General features: G+C 61.0%; 14 protein-coding genes and 4 tRNA genes. 12 read left to right on the top strand and 6 right to left on the bottom strand.

Annotated features, from left to right (window positions below; genetic code table 11):
• Window positions 1–102: 102 nt before the first annotated feature.
• Window positions 103–417, bottom strand: a complete 315-nt coding sequence (gene sugE / locus N4Q37_RS22075; protein WP_260961749.1) for a quaternary ammonium compound efflux SMR transporter SugE — start codon at window positions 415–417, stop codon at window positions 103–105.
• Between the two features lie 250 nt (window positions 418–667).
• Window positions 668–1,588 carry a recombination-associated protein RdgC gene (rdgC, locus tag N4Q37_RS22070; RefSeq protein WP_260961748.1) on the bottom strand — a complete coding sequence of 307 codons (921 nt, stop codon included), beginning with the start codon at window positions 1,586–1,588 and terminating at the stop codon, window positions 668–670.
• Between the two features lie 160 nt (window positions 1,589–1,748).
• Here rdgC and N4Q37_RS22065 point away from each other — a divergent pair.
• The 4 genes from N4Q37_RS22065 to N4Q37_RS22050 all read left to right on the top strand — a co-directional run bounded on the left by N4Q37_RS22065 (window position 1,749) and on the right by N4Q37_RS22050 (window position 2,268).
• A tRNA-Val gene (locus tag N4Q37_RS22065) sits at window positions 1,749–1,824 on the top strand.
• 20 nt (window positions 1,825–1,844) lie between these two features.
• Window positions 1,845–1,921 (top strand) — tRNA-Asp (locus N4Q37_RS22060).
• A 177-nt stretch (window positions 1,922–2,098) separates the two neighbouring features.
• Window positions 2,099–2,174, top strand: a tRNA-Val gene (locus N4Q37_RS22055).
• A 17-nt stretch (window positions 2,175–2,191) separates the two neighbouring features.
• Window positions 2,192–2,268: transfer RNA gene (locus N4Q37_RS22050), tRNA-Asp, on the top strand.
• Between the two features lie 90 nt (window positions 2,269–2,358).
• Here the strand turns inward: N4Q37_RS22050 and N4Q37_RS22045 are convergent.
• Window positions 2,359–3,495 (bottom strand): catalase family protein, encoded by a 1,137-nt coding sequence (locus N4Q37_RS22045; RefSeq protein WP_260961747.1) that lies wholly within the window; start codon window positions 3,493–3,495, stop codon window positions 2,359–2,361.
• 31 nt (window positions 3,496–3,526) lie between these two features.
• Window positions 3,527–5,332, bottom strand: coding sequence for a cytochrome c (locus N4Q37_RS22040; RefSeq protein ID WP_260961746.1), 1,806 nt, complete (start codon window positions 5,330–5,332; stop codon window positions 3,527–3,529).
• 269 nt (window positions 5,333–5,601) lie between these two features.
• On the opposite strand from N4Q37_RS22040, the gene N4Q37_RS22035 reads away from it, so the two are divergent.
• The 7 genes from N4Q37_RS22035 to N4Q37_RS22005 all read left to right on the top strand — a co-directional run bounded on the left by N4Q37_RS22035 (window position 5,602) and on the right by N4Q37_RS22005 (window position 13,727).
• Window positions 5,602–6,315: an FKBP-type peptidyl-prolyl cis-trans isomerase gene (locus tag N4Q37_RS22035; RefSeq protein ID WP_260961745.1), complete on the top strand. Its 714-nt coding sequence runs from the start codon at window positions 5,602–5,604 to the stop codon at window positions 6,313–6,315.
• Between the two features lie 292 nt (window positions 6,316–6,607).
• A complete protein-coding gene (locus N4Q37_RS22030; protein WP_260961744.1) occupies window positions 6,608–7,063 on the top strand; it encodes a YkvA family protein in 456 nt (151 codons plus the stop codon).
• A gap of 115 nt (window positions 7,064–7,178) precedes the next feature.
• Window positions 7,179–7,520, top strand: coding sequence for a helix-turn-helix domain-containing protein (locus tag N4Q37_RS22025; protein WP_260961743.1), 342 nt, complete (start codon window positions 7,179–7,181; stop codon window positions 7,518–7,520).
• Window positions 7,517–7,888: a hypothetical protein gene (locus N4Q37_RS22020; RefSeq protein ID WP_003179080.1), complete on the top strand. Its 372-nt coding sequence runs from the start codon at window positions 7,517–7,519 to the stop codon at window positions 7,886–7,888. The genes N4Q37_RS22025 and N4Q37_RS22020 overlap by 4 nt, the downstream gene beginning before the upstream one ends.
• A gap of 1 nt (window position 7,889) precedes the next feature.
• Window positions 7,890–8,288, top strand: a complete 399-nt coding sequence (locus tag N4Q37_RS22015; RefSeq protein ID WP_260961736.1) for a sel1 repeat family protein — start codon at window positions 7,890–7,892, stop codon at window positions 8,286–8,288.
• A 173-nt stretch (window positions 8,289–8,461) separates the two neighbouring features.
• Window positions 8,462–13,321: an RHS repeat-associated core domain-containing protein gene (locus N4Q37_RS22010; RefSeq protein ID WP_260961735.1), complete on the top strand. Its 4,860-nt coding sequence runs from the start codon at window positions 8,462–8,464 to the stop codon at window positions 13,319–13,321.
• A gap of 4 nt (window positions 13,322–13,325) precedes the next feature.
• Window positions 13,326–13,727 carry a hypothetical protein gene (locus N4Q37_RS22005; protein WP_260961733.1) on the top strand — a complete coding sequence of 134 codons (402 nt, stop codon included), beginning with the start codon at window positions 13,326–13,328 and terminating at the stop codon, window positions 13,725–13,727.
• A gap of 65 nt (window positions 13,728–13,792) precedes the next feature.
• On the opposite strand, the gene N4Q37_RS22000 is transcribed toward N4Q37_RS22005, so the two are convergent.
• Complete coding sequence (locus N4Q37_RS22000) at window positions 13,793–15,580, bottom strand: bifunctional diguanylate cyclase/phosphodiesterase (protein ID WP_260961732.1); 1,788 nt, start codon at window positions 15,578–15,580, stop codon at window positions 13,793–13,795.
• 118 nt (window positions 15,581–15,698) lie between these two features.
• Window positions 15,699–17,777 (bottom strand): carboxy terminal-processing peptidase, encoded by a 2,079-nt coding sequence (locus N4Q37_RS21995; RefSeq protein ID WP_260961768.1) that lies wholly within the window; start codon window positions 17,775–17,777, stop codon window positions 15,699–15,701.
• Window positions 17,778–17,915: 138 nt separating this feature from the next.
• Here N4Q37_RS21995 and N4Q37_RS21990 point away from each other — a divergent pair, with 138 nt between their 5' ends.
• A complete protein-coding gene (locus tag N4Q37_RS21990) occupies window positions 17,916–18,878 on the top strand; it encodes a zinc-binding dehydrogenase (protein ID WP_260961731.1) in 963 nt (320 codons plus the stop codon).
• Window positions 18,879–18,989: the final 111 nt, after the last annotated feature.

The raw sequence follows: 18,989 nt of genomic DNA, 5'->3' as shown, positions 1-18,989 counted from the left end.
GCGATGAGTGCCTTGAGAGCGCCATCGCGGGCAAGCCTTGCTCCCACAGGTCTTGCTCTTACAGGTATTGTTCTTGGAGATGTTGTTCTGATGGGGGAGTCATTAAGCGCTGACCTTGAGTCCGATCAGTCCGGTGACGATCAACGCCACACTCGCCAGGCGAACCAGTGCCATGGACTCGCCAAACAGGATGATCCCGGCGATCACCGTGCCCACGGCACCGACCCCGGTCCAGATCGCATAGGCCGTGCCCAGTGGTAATTCCTTCATGGCAAGGCCGAGCAGGCCGAGGCTGATCGCCATGGCGGCAATCGTCAATGCGGTGGGAAGAGGGCGGCTGAAGCCGTCGGTGTACTTCAGGCCAACCGCCCAACCGACTTCGGCCAGGCCGGCAAAAAACAGAATGATCCAGGACATCACGTACCTCCATCGATGGATGGGGTCGTCCCCGGGTTGAACTCGACTTCGATCGAGTGGCGGGGTCGTCCCCGCGCTTGGCGATAGAGTGCCCAGCAATGCGCCCAGGATCAAGGTCGCCGTAAAAGTAGCGCTACAAAACCAATGTGGGAGTGAGCTTGCTCGCGATGGCAGAGTGTCAGTCAACATTGTTGTGGCTGTCACACCGCTATTGCGAGCAGGCTCGCACACAGGGGGAGCTCGTTGGCGGTCAGATCCCCAGCGGAATCTCTTCCCCGCCCAGCGCCTCGACCAGTGCCGGCAGGAACTCGCCGAAGGTCAACATCATCAGCGTGAAGCTCGCATCCAATTGGCCGAGAGCTTCGTCGCCGCCGTCCTGTTCCGCCTGGTCTTGCAACAGGTCCTCGAACTTCAGGCGCTTGACCACCATCTTGTCATCGAGCACGAAAGACAGCTTGTCCTGCCAGGCCAGCGACAATTGAGTCACGACCTTGCCGGTGTTCAGGTGCAGCTGGATTTCGTCGCTGGTCAGGTCCTGGCGCTTGCAACGCACGATGCCGCCGTCTTCGTGGGTATCGCGCAGCTCGCATTCGTCCAGCACGAAGAAGTCGTCCGCGGCTTTCTGGGTCTTGACCCAGTCGGTCATGATCGCAGTCGGGGCGGTCTTCACGGTCAACGGCCGCACCGGCAGTGAGCCGATGACTTCACGCAGGGTAGACAGCAGGTCTTCGGCGCGTTTCGGGCTGGCGGAGTTCACCAGGATCAGGCCTTGCTTCGGCGCGATGGCGGCGAACGTGGACGAACGACGAATGAAGGCGCGCGGCAGGAACGCCTGGATGATTTCATCCTTGAGCTGGTCGCGTTCCTTCTTGTAGACCTTGCGCATCTGCTCGGCTTCGATCTCTTCGACTTTTTCCTTCAGGGCATCGCGCACGACGCTGCCCGGCAGGATGCGTTCTTCCTTGCGCGCGGCGATCAGCAGGAAATCCTGGCTGACGTGCACCAGCGGTGCATCTTCGCCCTTGCCGAAGGGGGCGACGAAACCGTAAGTGGTCAACTCCTGGCTTGCACAGGGACGCGCCAGTTTGCTGGCCAGTGCAGTTTCCAACGCCTCGGCATCAAAAGGCAGATCTTGGGTCAGGCGATAGATAAGCAGGTTTTTGAACCACATGGGGCGAATCTCTCCTTTATACAAAGGGGGGCATTATTCTCTTCGCGGCGCCGCAGGCCAACCCTTCGCTAAGCCTTTGGAAGGCCTGAGAAAATTAATTTAAAAAGTGCTTGCCAGGGTTGAGGACGCTCCGTAGAATGCGCGCCACACCGAAAGCGAAGGGTGATTAGCTCAGCCGGGAGAGCGTCTGCCTTACAAGCAGAATGTCGGCGGTTCGATCCCGTCATCACCCACCATTTCGCTTCAAGTGTTACGCGCAGCGGTAGTTCAGTCGGTTAGAATACCGGCCTGTCACGCCGGGGGTCGCGGGTTCGAGTCCCGTCCGCTGCGCCATATTCGGTTATCTGGAACACTGAACGCCAGGTACCCACAGAAAGCCCGCTAAATGCGGGCTTTTTGCTGTCTACGGTTAATGCGATGGGCGTCACTCCAGTTTTTTTGCTGAATTTATGAATTAAATCAGCACGTTACGAAAAACTGTGCGAGAATGCGCCCCGCATCGAAAGTGCAGGGTGATTAGCTCAGCCGGGAGAGCGTCTGCCTTACAAGCAGAATGTCGGCGGTTCGATCCCGTCATCACCCACCAAGCTTTCAATGTTTCGCGCAGCGGTAGTTCAGTCGGTTAGAATACCGGCCTGTCACGCCGGGGGTCGCGGGTTCGAGTCCCGTCCGCTGCGCCATATTCGGTCACCTGGAATACTGAACGCCAGGTACCTGCAAAAAGCCCGCTCATTGAGCGGGCTTTTTGCTGTCTGGCATTGGCGTGCCCTCTACTGCTCGGCGTTACGGCTGTGGCGGTAATCACTCACCGCCTCGTACACCGCCTTACGCAAGCGATTGATACCACCAATAGGGCGATGCGCCTCGATGCCGAACCATGGGTTGAACGACTGGTTGTCACAGGCCAGGTTCAGCTTGGGAGTGTCGAAGTCCTGGGCCGGCACCTTGATTCGTGCCACGGTCTCGAACGGCGCGTCACTTTCCTGCCATTCGATGCTGGTGTCTTCGATCGGCATGTACTTGGCCGGATCCTGACGCTGGACCTGCAAGACAAAACATGCCGGCACGCGGTCTGTGGATAACTGCTGGTTCAGGGCGCTGCGCAGGAAGTTCGGCAGGTCCTGGTTTTGCGCGGGCAGGGTGTAGGGCGGGCAACTGTCCGGGTCCGGCGCGACACGAAACTTGGCGTTGGCTTCGCCGAACTTGTAGGGCGATACCGAAAAATACGTGGTCTGGGTCGGGCTGGCCGGCGGCGGTGAGAGCGTCGCCAGGGCCACGAACAAGTGACGGATCTGCCAACTGCGTGGGTCCAGGCTTGGAAAGAACGCCATCACCTTTTTTCCATCGGCCTGTGCGGCCACGTTCTGACGATATTCGGCGACATCACTGACGAAGAAATTCGGATGATTGAACATCACGAAATCCTGTTCGCCTTGTGATTGACGATCAGCCAGCAGTTGCTGGCCGGGCACGTTCAGCAGTTTGAGCGCCATCCCCCGGGCATCGCGCAAGCTGTCGAACTGCGGATAAGCATTGCCGTTGGACAGGCGCATCGTGGCCTGCCAGACCTTTCCCGGCTCGGCGAACACGCCCTGGCGTAACGCTGTTGGTAAATCGTTCAGCACCTGGACTTCGGCCATGACGCAACCGTGCGCCTTGGCATGGGCGTCGCGCAGATAGCGCGTGCCTTCGCGGTGTTGGTCGACGATGCGGATCGCGGTCTGGATGATGTCCTGGGTCATCGCGGCTTCGCCGGGCGCTAGCTGTTCCTTGTCCGAAACCGGCCCGCGCTGTTGCCAGGCGAACCACGCCGTCGCCAGGGCCCAGCCGAGCAGGCCGATGCCGAGCAACCAGAGAAGCGTCTTGCCCAAAAAGGCGCCGAGGCGCAGCCAGAGCGTGATCAGCATGGGTACACCCTTTTGCCTGGAAAATTCGTCATTACAGTTGCGACTCCAACGGGCTGCCCAGCACTTTCAGGTACTCCAGCAAGGCCCAGCGTTCTTCTGGTTGCAGCAGGCGACCGATCACCCCATTGCCCCGGTCACCGGAGCGGAATTCATGGCCGCTGTTATGGTTGCCGGTGATCCGGGTGTCGAAGACAAAACCGTTGGTGAAGGCTTCGGTGCGATAGCCCAGGTGCTTGGGATCGTATTCGAAATTGCCTTTATAGAAGCTGGTCGCGCGCTCATCCTGCGGGGACAGCAGTTGATAGATTGTCGGCACCGAGCCGTTGTGCAGGAACGGTGGCGTGGCCCACACGCCCGCCAGCGGCCGGGCCTTGTAGGCACGCAGTTCGCGCACGCCGATGGGCAGGCCGAAACCGTCCAGGGCCGGGCGCTCGGCCGGGGTAACCCCAGCGTCGCGGTAGGCGCGGTTTTCGACGAAGGCCGTGACGTAGGCCAGGCCTTTGGCGACCGAGAGCTGGCTCAGGTCCAGCGGCTGCGTCGGGGTCGGGTGCAGTTGCACTTCCAGTTTCGCCAGTTCGGCCGGATCCCACTGCAGGCTGGTCAGGTCGAAACGGTGGTCGGCAATATTGTTGGCGGTGCCCGGGTCGGTGCCGATGACGTTCACCGGCAGCATGTGCAGTTGCTGGACCGGCCTGTCAGGCCCTTGAACCACTTTGGGGACGTGGCAACCGGCGCAGTTCTCGGCGAACAGGGCACGACCCTTGGCGGCCAGAGGTTTGTCGATCGCGCCCAGCAACCCTTCCGGCCACACCGGAGGCTTGAGCAGTTGCAGGGTTTCCTCGATTTTGTTCAGGTCCCGCACCCGTACACTGGAGGGATAACGCGCGTCGCCCTGTAGCGGTTTGCCCTGGGCGTCGAAGAAATTCAGCGTGGCGCCGACGCCCAAGGCTTCACCGACATTGCGGGCCATGGGTTGCTGGGCTGAACCGTTCCACTGTACCCAATCGAATGTCCATATTTCCCACAACTGTGGGTAATCCACCGGCGCGTTCGCCACGCGGTAGTTTTTCGGCGAAATGGCGTCGCCGAAGCTGGCATTGGCAATGCGGCCAAAGGCGTCGGTGCGTCCCGGGCCTTCTTCGGTGGGGTAGAGACCGCGGTGGGTATCGTTCCAGGCCACCCGCAGGAATGTATCGAGGGATGTCTTGAACGCCTCGCGCAGTTCATCGTGGCGGGCGTCGTAGTCCTTGCCCAGCACCTGGCGGGCGAAGCGTTCGAATTTCCAGGGGTTGTAGTAGGTAGATGCCAGACTGGCGACCAATGCCTGTCCGAAACTACCACCACGCAATGTAGGAACACTCGAAGGCAAGACGTGTTGGGCCGAGCCACCGTCGATTCGTATCGCTTGGCCCTTGAAGCGCAGTTCACCGGTGTGACAGGCCGCGCAGGTGATATCTAGGAATTCGTCGCTGCTGCCCGGGTTCTGGTGCCGTGCGAAACCTACCGGCAGGTTGCCGGGGTTGTCCGGCGTCGCTTTTTGCGCCGGGTCGACCAGGAAACCGAAACGCGCCAGGTATTCCGGCGAGGCGAAGCGCTGTTGCGAGAAGGGCAGCTCCAGGGCGGTGAACCAGTCGTAGCGCAAACCTTTGACCTGGGTGCCTTGGGGCGTGAAGTAATACGTCTGGCGCTCGGCGGCGCTCCATTGGTCCAGGTAATGCACCTGTTCGACCGGGGTATAGAACGGCAAGCGCGGATTGGCGATGTAATAAAGCACAACGGCCACGGCGATGAGCAGTAGCACGATAAGCAGCAAGAGGATGCGAGAGAGAAGGCGCACGGTAACGTCCTTGTTTTTTGAATAAGCCCTTATGCCTCAGCATCGCGTGGCCGGCAAGTGGCCATTACGCCTGGGCTCAAGGGGGCGGCAATTTGTCCCTGTACGTAATAGATGACAGATGCTTCATCTGCCCAAGAATTAAAAAGCGTTTGTGCACCTGAACTTATCCTCGGTTTGTGGCTCACATGCCGGTAGCCATTGGTCGTGGCCGCCTGATAAGCTCGCGGCTTTACTCGATTGCCCTTTAGGCGCATGAACAAGGAAATAGCATGAAACAGCATCGGTTGGCGGCGGCGGTGGCCCTGGTTGGCCTGGTACTCGCAGGTTGCGATTCGCAGACCAGCGTAGAGCTGAAAACCCCGGCGCAGAAAGCTTCCTACGGTATTGGCCTGAACATGGGCAAGAGCCTGGCTCAGGAAGGTATGGATGACCTGGACTCCAAAGCGGTTGCCCAGGGCATCGAAGATGCCGTCGGCAAGAAAGAACAGAAGCTGAAAGACGAAGAACTGGTCGAGGCCTTTGCCGCGCTGCAAAAGCGTGCCGAAGAGCGCATGGCCAAGATGAGCGAAGAGTCGGCGGCAGCCGGCAAGAAATTCCTCGAGGAAAACGGCAAGAAAGCCGGCGTGGTCACCACCGCTTCGGGCTTGCAGTACGAAGTGGTGAAGAAGGCCGACGGTCCACAGCCTAAGCCGACCGACGTGGTCACCGTGCACTACACCGGCAAGCTGACCAACGGCACTGTATTCGACAGCTCCGTTGAACGCGGTAGCCCGATCGACCTGCCAGTCAGCGGCGTGATCCCGGGTTGGGTCGAAGGCCTGCAACTGATGCACGTCGGCGAGAAGTACAAGCTGTACATCCCGAGCGACCTGGCCTACGGCGCCCAGAGCCCGAGCCCGGCGATCCCGGCGAACTCGGTCCTGGTGTTTGACCTGGAGCTGCTGGCGATCAAGGATCCGGCAAAAGAAGACGCCGCGAAGTAATCGCGTCTGCTGTCACGACAACGCCTCGCTCATGCGGGGCGTTGTTGCATTCGGGCCTTGCTCGATGCCATAAAAGCGAACGCCCGGCGTCCCCAACAGTCATAGGCAGTACGGGCGCTGTGCTAGGCGCAGTCAGCCAGTCAAGTCAATGAAATATTGGGTTTTTTTATGTGAGTAAAAAACGCCCGATCTAAGCCGGGCCCTTGTGAAACGGGGGCTTCAGCGGTGAAATGCAGCTCTGTTCACAAGGTTATCCACAATTTGTGTGGATAACATTTCAGTGGGAGAAAAAATGAAGGCTCCGTGGAATTTCGCGCGATTTCTGCCCTTGGCAGGGCGTCTGCTAGCCCGCGGTCGGTTGCCGACATTGTTGTTTGCCGTCGCCAGCAAAGGCGCGCGGGAAGGGGGCCGGTTGGGCAAGCTCAAGGAGGATCTGCGCTTGTTGCAGGCCTTGTGCCTGGCGTACTGGCGGGGTGAGTATCGGGCCGTCAGTGCCAAGTCGATGATTTCGGTGGTGGCCGGGCTCATGTATTTCCTCAGCCCGCTGGATGCGATTCCAGACCTGCTGCCGATGTTCGGCATGATCGACGATATCGCGGTGCTGGCGTGGGTGATGAAAACCCTCGACGATGAGCTCGAAGCTTTCCGCGCCTGGCGTTATCGGCAATCCCCCGAGAAACTCGCTCAAGTCGAAAGACTCCCCGATACCCCGGAGCAGTTGCTGCTCCAGGGGCAGAAAAAGAGCTGATGCCGGCTCAATTGTCCCCCAAGATTTCATCGCCCCGCGACCTTAACCACTATTAGGATTACACTTCCAAGGAAAAAGACTGAGTCGCTAAGTGTTTTTTTCCTACGGGGTAGACATGGATATTCAAATAATTACACGCGACGGAGAGCCCGAATACGCGGTTTTGCCGTGGAATCAGTACCAATCGTTGTTGAAGGCCGCAGGCCTTGATCAAGCACCGCCGCGCGAGGCGACAGCCCGCCACACGGCGGCCCCCGACCAGGTTCTTCCCGGTCTGGATCAATTACGCAGTTTGCGCGAAGGGAAGGGCATCGCCATCGAGGCGTTGGCCCGCACGGTAGGTATCAGCCCGTCTTATCTGGCCTTGATCGAGAGCGGTGAGCGTCAGCCCGATGCCGCGATTCGGCGCAGTCTGGCCTGGGAGTTGACGGTGCCGGGTTGGAGGGATGAATCGTGAGCGTACGCATCAGTCGGCAGCATTGGGACGGATTATTGGGTGAGTTGGACCAGGCGCGTCGCCAGCGCCATTTATTGACCTACCGCGCCTTGCTGGAGCGCTTGCAACTGCCCAGCCCGGCCATGCAGACCCTGACCGCGGCCCTTGAACACCTGGCGGCGCTGGATGCCCGGGCGGAACAGCCACTGCGCAGTTCGTTGGTGATCAGCCAGGGTGCCAGTCGCTTGCCGCGCACCGGTTTTTTCGAGTGCGTCGAACGCCTGGGGCGGTTTTCCGGGCCTTCCGACGGGGTGGCGGCGGCCTCCTGGCATGCTTCGGAAGTGGTCCGGGTGTTCGAATACGAGTATCCCGAGTCGGCGGAGGCCTGAAATGCTCTGGCGTCTCAAGGCTCGGGCCGGCTATTGGCTGGCGCGCCGATTGTTTCATTGGCCGTGGTTCGTCCGACAGCCGCGTGGTTGGGCCTGGCTCGAGGGCCAGTTTGCCCGCATGGCGAACCTGGGTGATGTAGGCGCCCAGAGTTTCTACGGGCACATCCTGACCTTTCGTGGTCGAGGGCTGGGAGCCCGGGAAGAAGGCATTCGCCTGCTGCGACTGGCGGCGTTGGCCGGTGACGGCAAGGCGGCCTATCAAATGGGGGTGATCAGCCTGGCCGGCAGCGCCAGCAAGGCCCCGGACCCGGTCGAGGCGGCCCGTTGGTGGGGGTTGGCGGCGCAGGCCGGGCATCCGTTGGCCGAGACCCGGCTCAAGGCACTCGGTGATGAGTTGTAGCCTTATCCACAGGTCGTCTGGCATGACCGGTCTTTCTCTTTTCTGAATCGTCTGTTTCCCCCGCTGGGCACATTTAGCGAATCGCCCTACGCCCAGCGCTTCTTTTCCTGACTTATTTCTCCCACCATCCTCGGCACAGTCTCGCGTCCGTTTCCGCACCGCGAGATTCCTGCATGCAAGCCTTCGACAAATTCCTGGCGTTGCACAACACCATCGGCGCGCTGGTGATGGCGACCATGGACCCCGAGCACCCGGATGTCGAGGCGGTGCTGGCGGATTTTCGCAACTGCCTGAATGAGTACGACGCCTGGGTCGAACGCTTCTGGCGCCTGGAGGCGCTGGACGTGGAGCAGGTGTTCAAGGTCGGCAATGACGTGACGCTGGTAGCGCCGCGCAAGCCGATCAAGCCGCTCAGTGCCGTGGTGGCGAGCTGCCCGGCCGAGGGGCCGTTGACGCTGGTGCACCTGTTCCAGGCCGCCCGCTTCGTGCCGATCGGCGACACCCCGGTGATGCTCGAACCGGTGATCGCCGGCGAGCCGGGACAGGAGATCTTCGGTGAGCCGATCCATCACGTGATCGGCCCCAGCGGCATCCTGGAAGTGCCCGAGTGTTGGCGCGGGCAGCGTTACCGCATCACCTTCTTCCCCCATGTGACGGCCGAGCATGTCAAGGCGCTGTATGCCTCTTACCAGGGCGTGATCGCTGAACTCGAGGCATGGCTCAAGGCTGAGTGGGAAAGCGAATTTCAACCCTTGTGGGCGGACTTTTCCGACGCCGGGTTTCGCGAACGCTATGGCCTGTTGCGGCAAGCCGATTGGCAGGGCTTTGAAAACGCGCTGAATCAGCTTTGGGGGGACGTCAAACAGGTTTTCGAGTTGCTGGCCGATTTGCAGGCCAACAGCGAAAAGCTCCTGCACTACCTGACCGAGATCGAGCTGGAACAGTTGCTCCAGGCATCGTCCGAGGCCATCGCCAAGGCGTTGATGGTGTTGAGCGACGAGCCCTTGCTCTTCGTGCACATGACGGCGTTCGCCAGTTGGCTGCGGATGGTGCCGCCGCAGTACGTGGCCGAGATGATGGGCGAAATGCGCGCCGCGGTACTGATCAATTTCCTGTTGGCGCGCTTGACCGGCGCCCTGGGCCCGGGCCTGCAGGTCGGCGGCAAAGTGCTCGGCCTGATCCGCTCCGAGCGAGCCCGGACCTGGTTGCAGGCTTCGAGCCGGAGGTTGGGCCAGCGCAGTGGTGATTGGCTCGACTCGCATGCCACTGCGCTCAAACCGCTGGTGGTCAGCGGCCAGCGTGCCCCGGTGGGACCGGTGCCCATCGGACCACTGAACATCAACCGTGACCAGGCGCCGCCGCTGTCCATCCGCAACCCGGCCGCTGTGGCACGGGAAAAATCCCAGGGTTCAACCCGACTGAGCCGGCACGAGCCCCAGGACGACGTCCCGACCCAATCGAAAAACCCCAACGGCGATAGCGCCGATACGGCCGCCCGGACCCAGACCAGTGGTTGCCCGGTGTCGATGGTCACCGGCGAAGAACTGCTGACGCTGGAAGATGGCACGCTCGATGGCTGCCTGCCGTTTGTCTTCACCCGCCTGTACCGCACCAGCGCGGCTGACCTGGACGTGGGGCTCGGGCGCGGCTGGAGCCATGCCCTGGCGCACCGCTTGCTGCTCGAGGACGAACAGGTCATCTGGATCGACCAGGAAAACCGTCGCACCGCCTTTCCGTTGCCTGACGCCCAGCGTCCGGCGATCCACAACAGCCTGGCCCGTGCCGCGATCTACCTGGGAGGCGAGGCGGACGAACTGATCATCGCCCAGCCCGGCGAAAGAGCCCCTTTCCTACACTTTCGCGACGGTCATCTGAGCGCCTTCAGCGATCGGTATGACAACCGCTTGACGATCCAGCGCAACATCCATGGCGACATCAGTCGCCTGGACAACGGGGCCGGGCGCGCCCTGCGCCTGCGCTACGAACAGCGTCACCTGATCGCCATCGACTACCAGAGCTTTCATCCGGCCTTGACCCTGGACGAAGCCTGGCGCACTGAACAGACCCTGGCGTCCTACCGCTACGACGCGCGTTTTCGCCTGATCGAGGCGAGCAATGCCGCCGGGGAAAGTGAGCGCTACGACTACGATGACCGCCACGTCATCGTCCAGCGACAGCTGGCCGGCGGCGCGAGTTTTTTCTGGGAGTGGCAGGGCGATGGGCCGGCGGCGCGCTGCGTACGGCATTGGGCCTCGTTTGCGCAGATGGACAGTCGCTACACCTGGGGCGAGGACGGCAGCGTCACGGTCCGGCACCTGGATGGCAGCCAGGAGGTGTATGCCCACGACGACCGCGCGCGGCTGGTGCGCAAGGTCGAGCGCGATGGCGGCGAACATCTCAAGGCCTATGACGAACAGGGTCGGTTGATCACCGAACGGGATCCGCTGGGGGCGGTCAGCGAATACCGCTACGACGAAGCTGGACGGCTGGTGGCGCTGATTCCAGCGGAAGACGAGCCCACTACCTACGACTACCGCGACGGCTTCCTACACGCGCGTTCACGCGGTAAAGCGGTGTGGCGATACCGCCGCAACGCCCAGGGCGACATCACCCAACACACCGACCCGGACGGCCACAGCACCTTCTACAAATACGATGAGCGCGGCCTGCCGCTGGTCATCAACCACCCCGACGGCAGTTTCCATCATCTGGCCTGGAACCGGCTCGGTCAGTTGACCGAAGAAACCCTGCCCGACGGTCGACGTCGGCGGTTTTCCTACGACGTCCAGGGGCGTTTGCTCAGCCGCGAGGACGAACACGGCGCCCTCACCCAATACCAGTGGGACGCCGTCGGCCGCTTGCTCCAGCTGACCTTGCCCATCGGCGCCACCCGCGTCTGGCGCTATAACGCCTACGGCAAGGTCACCGCCGAGCGCGACGAACTGGGGCGCACCATCCGCTATGAATACGCCGACGACCTGCACCTGGTCAGCCGCCGTATCAACCCCGACGGCAGCACGCTGAAGTACCGCTACGACTCGGCGCGGCTGCTGCTCACCGACATCGAAAACGAATCCGGCGAACACTACCGCCTCGATTACCACCCCAACGGCCTGATCCGCGAGGAAACCGGCTTCGACGGCCAACGCACCGCCTACGCCTACGACCTCAACGGCCAGTTGCTGGAGAAAACCGAGTTCGGCAGTGACGGCAGCCAACGCCTCACCGCTTACCAACGCGACAGCGCCGGCCGCCTGCTGCGCAAAACCTTGCCCGACGGCGCACAGGTTCACTACCGCTACGACGCCCTCGGCCGATTGGTCCATGTCGACGACGGCCACTGGCCGCTGGCCTTCGAATACGACACCCAGGATCGGCTGGTCCGGGAGCACCAGGGCTGGGCCACCCTGGGCTATGGCTACGACGCCTGCGGCCAACTCAACCACCTGCGCCTGCCGGACCACAGCACCCTCGACTACCAGCACGCCCCGGGCGGTGCGCTGACCGCCATCGACCTCAACGGCACGCGCCTGACCGAACACCAATTCCAGGCCGGCCGCGAACGCCAGCGTCAGCAAGGCCGGCTGCTCAGCGACTACGCCTACGACGAACAGGGCCGCCTCAAGGCCCAGACCGTCTGGCAGCAGTCACAACAGCCCCAGCAACTGATCTGGCGCGACTATCGCTACAGCGCCAACGGCAACCTCGCGACCCTCACCGACAACCGCCGGGCCCAGCGCAGCTACCAGTACGACCCGCTCGACCGACTGGTGCGCATCGATCACTCCCACAGCGAGCCGCCGGAACACTTCACCCACGACCCGGCCGGCAACCTCTTGATGATGGACCGCCCCGGCCCCACCACCCTCAAGGGCAACCGCCTGACGAGGGAGGGCGACCGCCACTACGACTACGACGCCTACGGCAACCTGGTCCGTGAACGCCGCGGCAAGGCCCAGTGCCTCGTCACCGAATACCGCTACGACAGCCAACACCGCCTGATCGAGGTCACCGCCCCGGACGGCCGCGAAGCGTCCTACCGCTACGACGCCTTCGGCCGACGCACCAGCAAGACCGTCGACGGCCAGACCACCGAATTCATCTGGCAAGGCGAGCAGCTCATCGCCGAAAGCGGCCCCCGCCACTACCGCAGCTACCTCTACGAACCCGGCACCTTCCGCCCCCTGGCGATGCTCGACGGCGAAGGCCCGCTCAAGGCCTGCCCGTTCTACTACCACCTCGACCACCTCGGCACGCCCCAGGAACTGACCAGCTACCGCGGCGACATCGTCTGGTCGGCGCGCTACAACGGCTACGGCAAACTCCTCGACGTCCAGCACGGCGGCGGTGAACAACTCGACCAACCGCTGCGGTTTCAAGGCCAGTATTTCGATGTGGAAAGCGGCCTGCATTACAACCGGCATCGCTACTACAATCCGGAGACCGGCCGTTATCTGACCCCTGACCCGAGCAAGCTGGCGGGTGGGCTCAATGGGTATCGCTATACCTTGAACCCGACGGGGTGGGTGGATCCGTTGGGGTTGGTGGATTGTCCGGGGAAGGGTGGGTGTAAGCCGGCGGTTGGGGATCAGGATCCGACGGCTAAGATTGGGGTAGATGAGGGGGAGACATCCCCACCCAAGCCTAAATATCTTTATCGCGGCGATTTGAGAGGGCCGGAGGTTATCTTTGATGAGGGATTTCTGAGCTTGGGTAAAAGCACCGATCTGTTACTTCATGTCTGGGATAATAGGAATCCACCGAGCAACTTTATTAGCACTACAATGAACGCGGATGTTGCCATTGATTTTGGTACAAGATATAAGACGCAAAAAGGTTATCTGTATGTTTTGAAAAGAATACCTGGGCGGGACGTGAATAAGGAGCTTCCAGCGAGCGATGTGCCGTATAGCTATGAGTACGAGGTTGCAATTCCTGGTCGTGTAAGGACAGAAGATATCATTGGAGTTACTCCGCTGAAAAAAGATGGCTCGTATGTGGGCTATTCACTACCTAACCCTGAAAGGAAATAAAACTATGAGCAGGCAAATTATTCAAGTTGTTCGCAACGGTCAACGGGAGGAGGCAGTGCTTGAGGTTAGCGCACAAAAATCAACTGTTCTGCTGACCTTCAAAAGCGGTTGGTCTAAGTCCTATTCTGGGGTAGATGTATATGAGTGCCTGGGAAAAATCATTAAAGAACACTCGGATTCGAAATTTTTATGTAAAGGGGCTAAGCGCAGTGTGCGCCCTTCAAGCATGTCCTCGCAAATGTCGTCAGGAATAGCAGCTTATGAACATGTTTTGGGTAAGCGAGCTTCACGGGGCGATCTTGTTAATATCTTTGAATATGATGATCAAGATATAGTTAGTGATCCTCAATTGCAGAAAGAGTATTTTGATCGCTGGATGGAGTCTTTAAGGGAAGTTGATGAATAAGTTGTTTCAGTAAAGTTGACTACGGTAAGTGCTAACTTGTCACCCTGCGGTGAGGGTATAACCCCTCACACCGACACCCCCAACTCCACAACAGGCACCCGCTCAACCCAACTATCAATCAAATACAAACTCCCCCCCACAATCTCCTTGGCATGGTGCTTGGCTTGCGAAGCCAGTTCCGCCAGTTGGCTGGCATCCAACTCCCCGCACGCGTCCGAGCGCAGGTGCACGACGCCGATGGACAATGACAGCAGCGCAAACTCCTGGCGCACGCCTTGGCGGTTCAAGGCGGTGAAGCAGCCGGCTTCCAGGTGTTCGGGACGGTAGAAGCGCCGGCAGTGGGTCTGGAAGTCGCTCAGAAGGTGGTCCAGGCGCTTGCGCCAGTCTTCCGGGCCGAGGACGAGCAGGAAGTCGTCGCCGCCGATGTGGCCGACGAAGTCGCGGCTGGGGTCGATGCGTTCGTTCAGGCATTGGGCCAGGCACAGCAGCACTTCGTCGCCGCGACCGTAGCCGTAGATGTCGTTGAAGGGTTTGAAGCTGTCGATGTCGACGTAGCAGATCACCGATTCCTGGCGTTGTTGCAGCAGCCGCGTGAGGCACTGCTGGATCGGCACGTTGCCTGGCAGCAAGGTCAGAGGGTTGGCGTAGCGGGCCTGTTGGATTTTCAGTTCGGTGATGAGCTTGAGCACATCGATCACCCGGCCCAGGCCCAGGTAGTTGCCATTGAGGGTAATGATGAAATCTTCTTCGATGCGTTGCCGGGCGCGGCTGGTGATCAGGCGGCTGACTTGTTGCAGCGACTGGCTCAACTCCACGGCCAGGAAATCGTCGCTCATCAGGCGGCTGATGGGCTTGCGGGCGAACAGGTCGGTGGCGAAGGGCTTGAGCAAGGCGTCCGACAGGGAGTGGCGATGGACGATGCCGCAGGGCTGGCCCAGGTTGTCCAGTACCGCCAGGGAGTTGAGGTTGGCCTGGCGCCGGAACGCTTCCAGCACGGTCGCCGTCGGCGTGTCGTGGGCCATGGCCGGTTGTTCGTTGAGCAGTGCGCTGAGGTCGTTGACTTCCTCGCTCAGCGACACCGTTCCGCCGTCCTGTCGCGGCATCAGCGCCCTGGCGTCTCGCGATGGCAGTTCCTGGGGGCGGGCGAGCAGGTAGCCTTGGACCAGGTCGACGCCCATTTCCATCAGCACCGCCAGTTCTTCCGGTAGCTCGATCCCTTCAGCAATCACCTGGGCCCGGGAAGTGCGGGCGATTTTCAGGATCGAGCCGACGAATTCGCGCTTGAGCGCGTCCTGGTGAATACCGTCGATGAAATGGCGGTCGATCTTCACGTAGTCGGGGCGCAATTCGGACCACAGCCGCAGGCTCGAATAGCCGGCCCCCAGGTCATCCAGGGCAATCGAGAAACCCATGGCCCGATAGTGATGCAGGGCGGTTTGCAGGAGCTGGAAGTCATCGATCGGGGTTTGCTCGGTCAGTTCGATCACCACCTGGTTGGGTGGAATACCGAAATCCTGCAACAGCTGCAACGTGCGCCCGGTCTGGTGCGCGGCTTCGAGCAGGGATTCGGGCGAGACGTTGAGAAACAGCTTGCCCGGCAGTTTTTGCTCGTTGAAGCGCTGGCAGGCGCTGCGCCGGCAGGCCAGTTCCAGTTCACTGAGGCGACCGGCCTGGCGTGCCACGCTGAGCAGGGCGATGGGGGAGTGCAATGGGCTGTTGGACGGGCCGCGCGTCAGGGCTTCGTAGCCGATGATGCGTCGTTCGGAGAGGCAGATGATCGGTTGGAACAGACTGTGTAAACCGCTCTGAGCCAGGATCGAACTCAAGGCGCTCAGCTGTTCTGTCGTGGTCATGGCAATCTCTGGCGATAAAAAAAGGACCGGGTGCGAGGCGCCCGGTCCTGTATTTCACGACAGACTGATGTCAGTTTGATGACACTCCGACGAGAGTCACCATTAAATGGCCATCATCTCAGTGCTTGGCGATCGCCGTGTTGAGTTTCAGGTAATCCAGCAGGATCCGCCCGGTCTCGCTCAGGTAGGCATCGTCTTCCGGCTTGGTTTTTTCCGGTTCGGTGATCAGGTCTTCGTCCTCTTTCTTCAGCTCCTTGAGCGGCTCTTCGCCCTTGGCCTTGCGACGCAGGTTTTCCATGGCCAGTTGCTTGGCTTCGATATCGGCATGCTGCGCGCGACGGTCGGCTTCATTGAGGGTGACGGTTTTCTCCATCATCAGTTTCTGCGCCAGGGCGAGCTTGTCGCGGATGAACACGAACTCCGCGTCCTGGGCGGTGCGGGTGTCATGCTCGGTCTTGAGCTGGGTCAGGAACGGCTTGAACGGATCCACGGCCGGCTTGATTGCCGGGCGGATGGTGTCCCACGGCATGGCTTCGGGCAGCGCGCTCTCGCCGATATCCTTGGTGTCGATGATCGACGGGTAATCGATGTCCGGCAGTACGCCCTGGTGCTGGGTGCTCTGGCCGGACACCCGGTAGAACTTGGCCAGGGTCAGTTTCAGCTCGCCATGGTTGAGCGGCTGGATGGTCTGCACGGTGCCTTTGCCGAAGGTCTGGCCGCCGATGATCAGTGCACGGTGATAGTCCTGCATGGCGCCGGCGAAAATCTCCGAGGCCGAAGCGGACAGGCGGTTGACCAGCAACGCCATAGGGCCTTTGTAGAACGCGCCCGGGTTCTCGTCTTCCAGCACATCGACCCGGCCATCGGCGTTACGCACCAGCACGGTCGGGCCCTTGTCGATGAACAGGCTGGTCAGCTCGGTGGCTTCCTGCAGGGAGCCGCCGCCGTTGTTGCGCAGGTCGATGACCACGCCGTCGACATTTTCCTTTTGCAGTTCGGTCAGCAGCTTCTTGACGTCGCGCGTTGTGCTCTTGTAGTCCGGATCGCCGGCGCGGAACGCCTTGAAGTCCAGGTAGAAGGCCGGAATCTCGATGATGCCGAGCTTGTAGTCCTTGCCATCCTGCTTGAGGTTGAGGACCGATTTCTTCGCCGCCTGTTCTTCCAGTTTCACCGCTTCGCGGGTGATGGACACGACCTTGCTGGTCTGGTCATTCGGTGCATTGCTGGATGGAATGACTTCCAGGCGCACCACCGAGCCTTTCGGGCCGCGGATCAGCTTGACCACTTCGTCCAGGCGCCAGCCGACCACGTCGACCATTTCCTTGTTGCCCTGGGCGACGCCGATGATCTTGTCCGCCGGACCGACCTGTTTGGTCTTGTCCGCCGGGCCCGCCGGCACCAGGCGCACGATCTTCACCTGGTCGTTGTCGCTTTGCAGGACCGCGCCGATGCCTTCCAGGGAGAGACTCATGTTGATGTCGAAGTTCTCCGCGTTATCCGGCGACAGATAATTGGTGTGCGGGTCGTAGGACATGGCGAAGGTGTTGATGTACGCCTGGAAAATGTCTTCGGCGCGGGTCTGGTCCAGGCGCGCCAACTGGTTCTTGTAGCGCTTGGTCAGGGTTTCCTGGATCTGCTTGGGTTCCTTGCCGGCGATCTTCATGCGCAGCACTTCGTCCTTGACGCGTTTGCGCCACAGGTCGTCGAGTTCGGCAGTGCTTTTGAGCCAAGGGGCGTCCTTGCGTTCGACCAGCAAGGTTTCCTTGGTGGTGAAGTCGATTTTGTCGACGCCCTTGTTCAGCTCGGCGATGGCGTAGTCCAGGCGCGCTTTCACACGGTCCAGGTAACGCTTGTAGATGATGAACCCGGCGTTCAGGTCGCCGCTCTTGAGGAAGTCATCGAACTGGGTTTTCCACTTGTCGAATTCGGCGATGTCGCTGGCCAGGAAATAACTGCGCGACGGGTCGAGCAGCTTCAGGTAGCTGTCGTAGATGATGACCGAGCGGGCATCGTCGAGCGGTGGCTTGCTGTAGTGATGACGCTTGAGCAACTCGACGACGTTGAGGCTGGCGATCACCTCGTCACGATCGGGCTGAAGCTTGTCCCAGCTGTTGGCGGCGAACGTTTCGCTCGACAGCGGCAACAGACCGAGGCCAATGACAAGCGCGAGGGCGGTGCTGGGGAACAAGTGCTTCATGCTGATTCGACGCAGGGACAATTGATAACGCATATTAGGCCATCTTTGAATTCGCCGGGTCCATGTGACCCGGGCGCATAATGCAAGAAAGCCCGGCGTTAAGCAGCGGGCCCAGTCAAGACTCACTATGGAGGCACCGTGAAAGCATTGCAAGGCGTTGAAGGCCAAGTGGTATGGGCAGATGAGCCAAGTCCGGGATGTGATGTCGGGCAAGTTCGCATTCGTGTGGCGGCCGCTGGGTTGAATCGAGCCGATTTGTTACAAAAAGCCGGGCTCTATCCACCGCCACCCGGTGCGAGCCAGGCGCTGGGACTGGAGTGTTCCGGGGTGATCAGCGAGGTCGGGCCGGGTTCTTCCTGGCAGTTGGGCGATCGGGTTTGCGCCTTGCTGGCGGGGGGCGGAATGGCCGAGGAGGTGGTGGTCGACGGTCGGCATGTGTTGCCGGTGCCCGAAGGCCTGTCCCTGGCTGAGGCGGCCGCGCTGCCTGAGGTCTACAGCACTGCGTGGCTGAATCTGTTTCAGCTGGCCGGGCTCAAGCCGGGTGAAAAAGTGCTGCTGCATGCCGGGGCCAGCGGCGTCGGCTCGGCCGCGATCCAGCTGTGCAAGGCGTTCGGCAACCCCTGCTGGGTCAGCGTCGGTTCGGCTGAGCGGCTGGCCTATTGCGAGGCCCTGGGCGCCCAGGGTGGGGTGGTGCGCACCGAAGACATCGAACGGTTGAAGGACTTCGGGCCTTTCGATGTGATCCTCGATCCGGTCGGCGCGAGTTACGCCAGGCTCAACGTGAAACTTTTGTCAGTTGACGGGCGCTGGGTGTTGATCGGTCTGATGGGCGGGCGGGAAACCCAACTGGACCTGGCGCAGGTATTGGCCAAGCGTGTGCAACTGCTGGGGTCGACCCTGCGCGGCCGTGACGAGCAGTTCAAGGCCGACCTGTTCAGTGAACTGAGCCAGCAGGTCTGGCCGCTGTTTGCCGAAGGTCGCCTGAGCCCGCAACTGGCCAGGACGTTCCCGATCGAGGACGCCGAGGCGGCGTTTGCGGAACTGGCGACCAACCAGGTGTCCGGGAAGCTGGTGCTGGTGATCGATGAAAGCCTGAGCTGATTTCGACCGTTATGGGCGACCTGTGGCAGCGGTGTAGGCGCTGGTGAGCCGACCTTTGGTCGGCAGCCCATTTCCGATGGGCACGCCCTGCTAGCGTTAATTAATGGAGGG

Origin of the sequence: Pseudomonas citri (assembly GCF_025336485.1) — a bacterium.
GTDB lineage: Bacteria > Pseudomonadota > Gammaproteobacteria > Pseudomonadales > Pseudomonadaceae > Aquipseudomonas > Aquipseudomonas citri.
The sequence above is the reverse complement of the archived record's forward strand: the minus strand, read 5'-3'. Positions and strand labels throughout refer to the sequence as shown.

What these genes read in the sequence shown, in the direction of transcription:
- sugE (WP_260961749.1), bottom strand. Translation starts at nt 417, where the DNA reads ATGTCCTGGATCATTCTGTTTTTTGCCGGCCTGGCCGAAGTCGGTTGG.
- rdgC (WP_260961748.1), bottom strand. Translation starts at nt 1,588, where the DNA reads ATGTGGTTCAAAAACCTGCTTATCTATCGCCTGACCCAAGATCTGCCT.
- N4Q37_RS22045 (WP_260961747.1), bottom strand. Translation starts at nt 3,495, where the DNA reads ATGCTGATCACGCTCTGGCTGCGCCTCGGCGCCTTTTTGGGCAAGACG.
- N4Q37_RS22035 (WP_260961745.1), top strand. Translation starts at nt 5,602, where the DNA reads ATGAAACAGCATCGGTTGGCGGCGGCGGTGGCCCTGGTTGGCCTGGTA.
- N4Q37_RS22030 (WP_260961744.1), top strand. Translation starts at nt 6,608, where the DNA reads ATGAAGGCTCCGTGGAATTTCGCGCGATTTCTGCCCTTGGCAGGGCGT.
- N4Q37_RS22025 (WP_260961743.1), top strand. Translation starts at nt 7,179, where the DNA reads ATGGATATTCAAATAATTACACGCGACGGAGAGCCCGAATACGCGGTT.
- N4Q37_RS22015 (WP_260961736.1), top strand. Translation starts at nt 7,890, where the DNA reads ATGCTCTGGCGTCTCAAGGCTCGGGCCGGCTATTGGCTGGCGCGCCGA.
- N4Q37_RS22010 (WP_260961735.1), top strand. Translation starts at nt 8,462, where the DNA reads ATGCAAGCCTTCGACAAATTCCTGGCGTTGCACAACACCATCGGCGCG.
- N4Q37_RS22005 (WP_260961733.1), top strand. Translation starts at nt 13,326, where the DNA reads ATGAGCAGGCAAATTATTCAAGTTGTTCGCAACGGTCAACGGGAGGAG.
- N4Q37_RS22000 (WP_260961732.1), bottom strand. Translation starts at nt 15,580, where the DNA reads ATGACCACGACAGAACAGCTGAGCGCCTTGAGTTCGATCCTGGCTCAG.
- N4Q37_RS21995 (WP_260961768.1), bottom strand. Translation starts at nt 17,777, where the DNA reads ATGAAGCACTTGTTCCCCAGCACCGCCCTCGCGCTTGTCATTGGCCTC.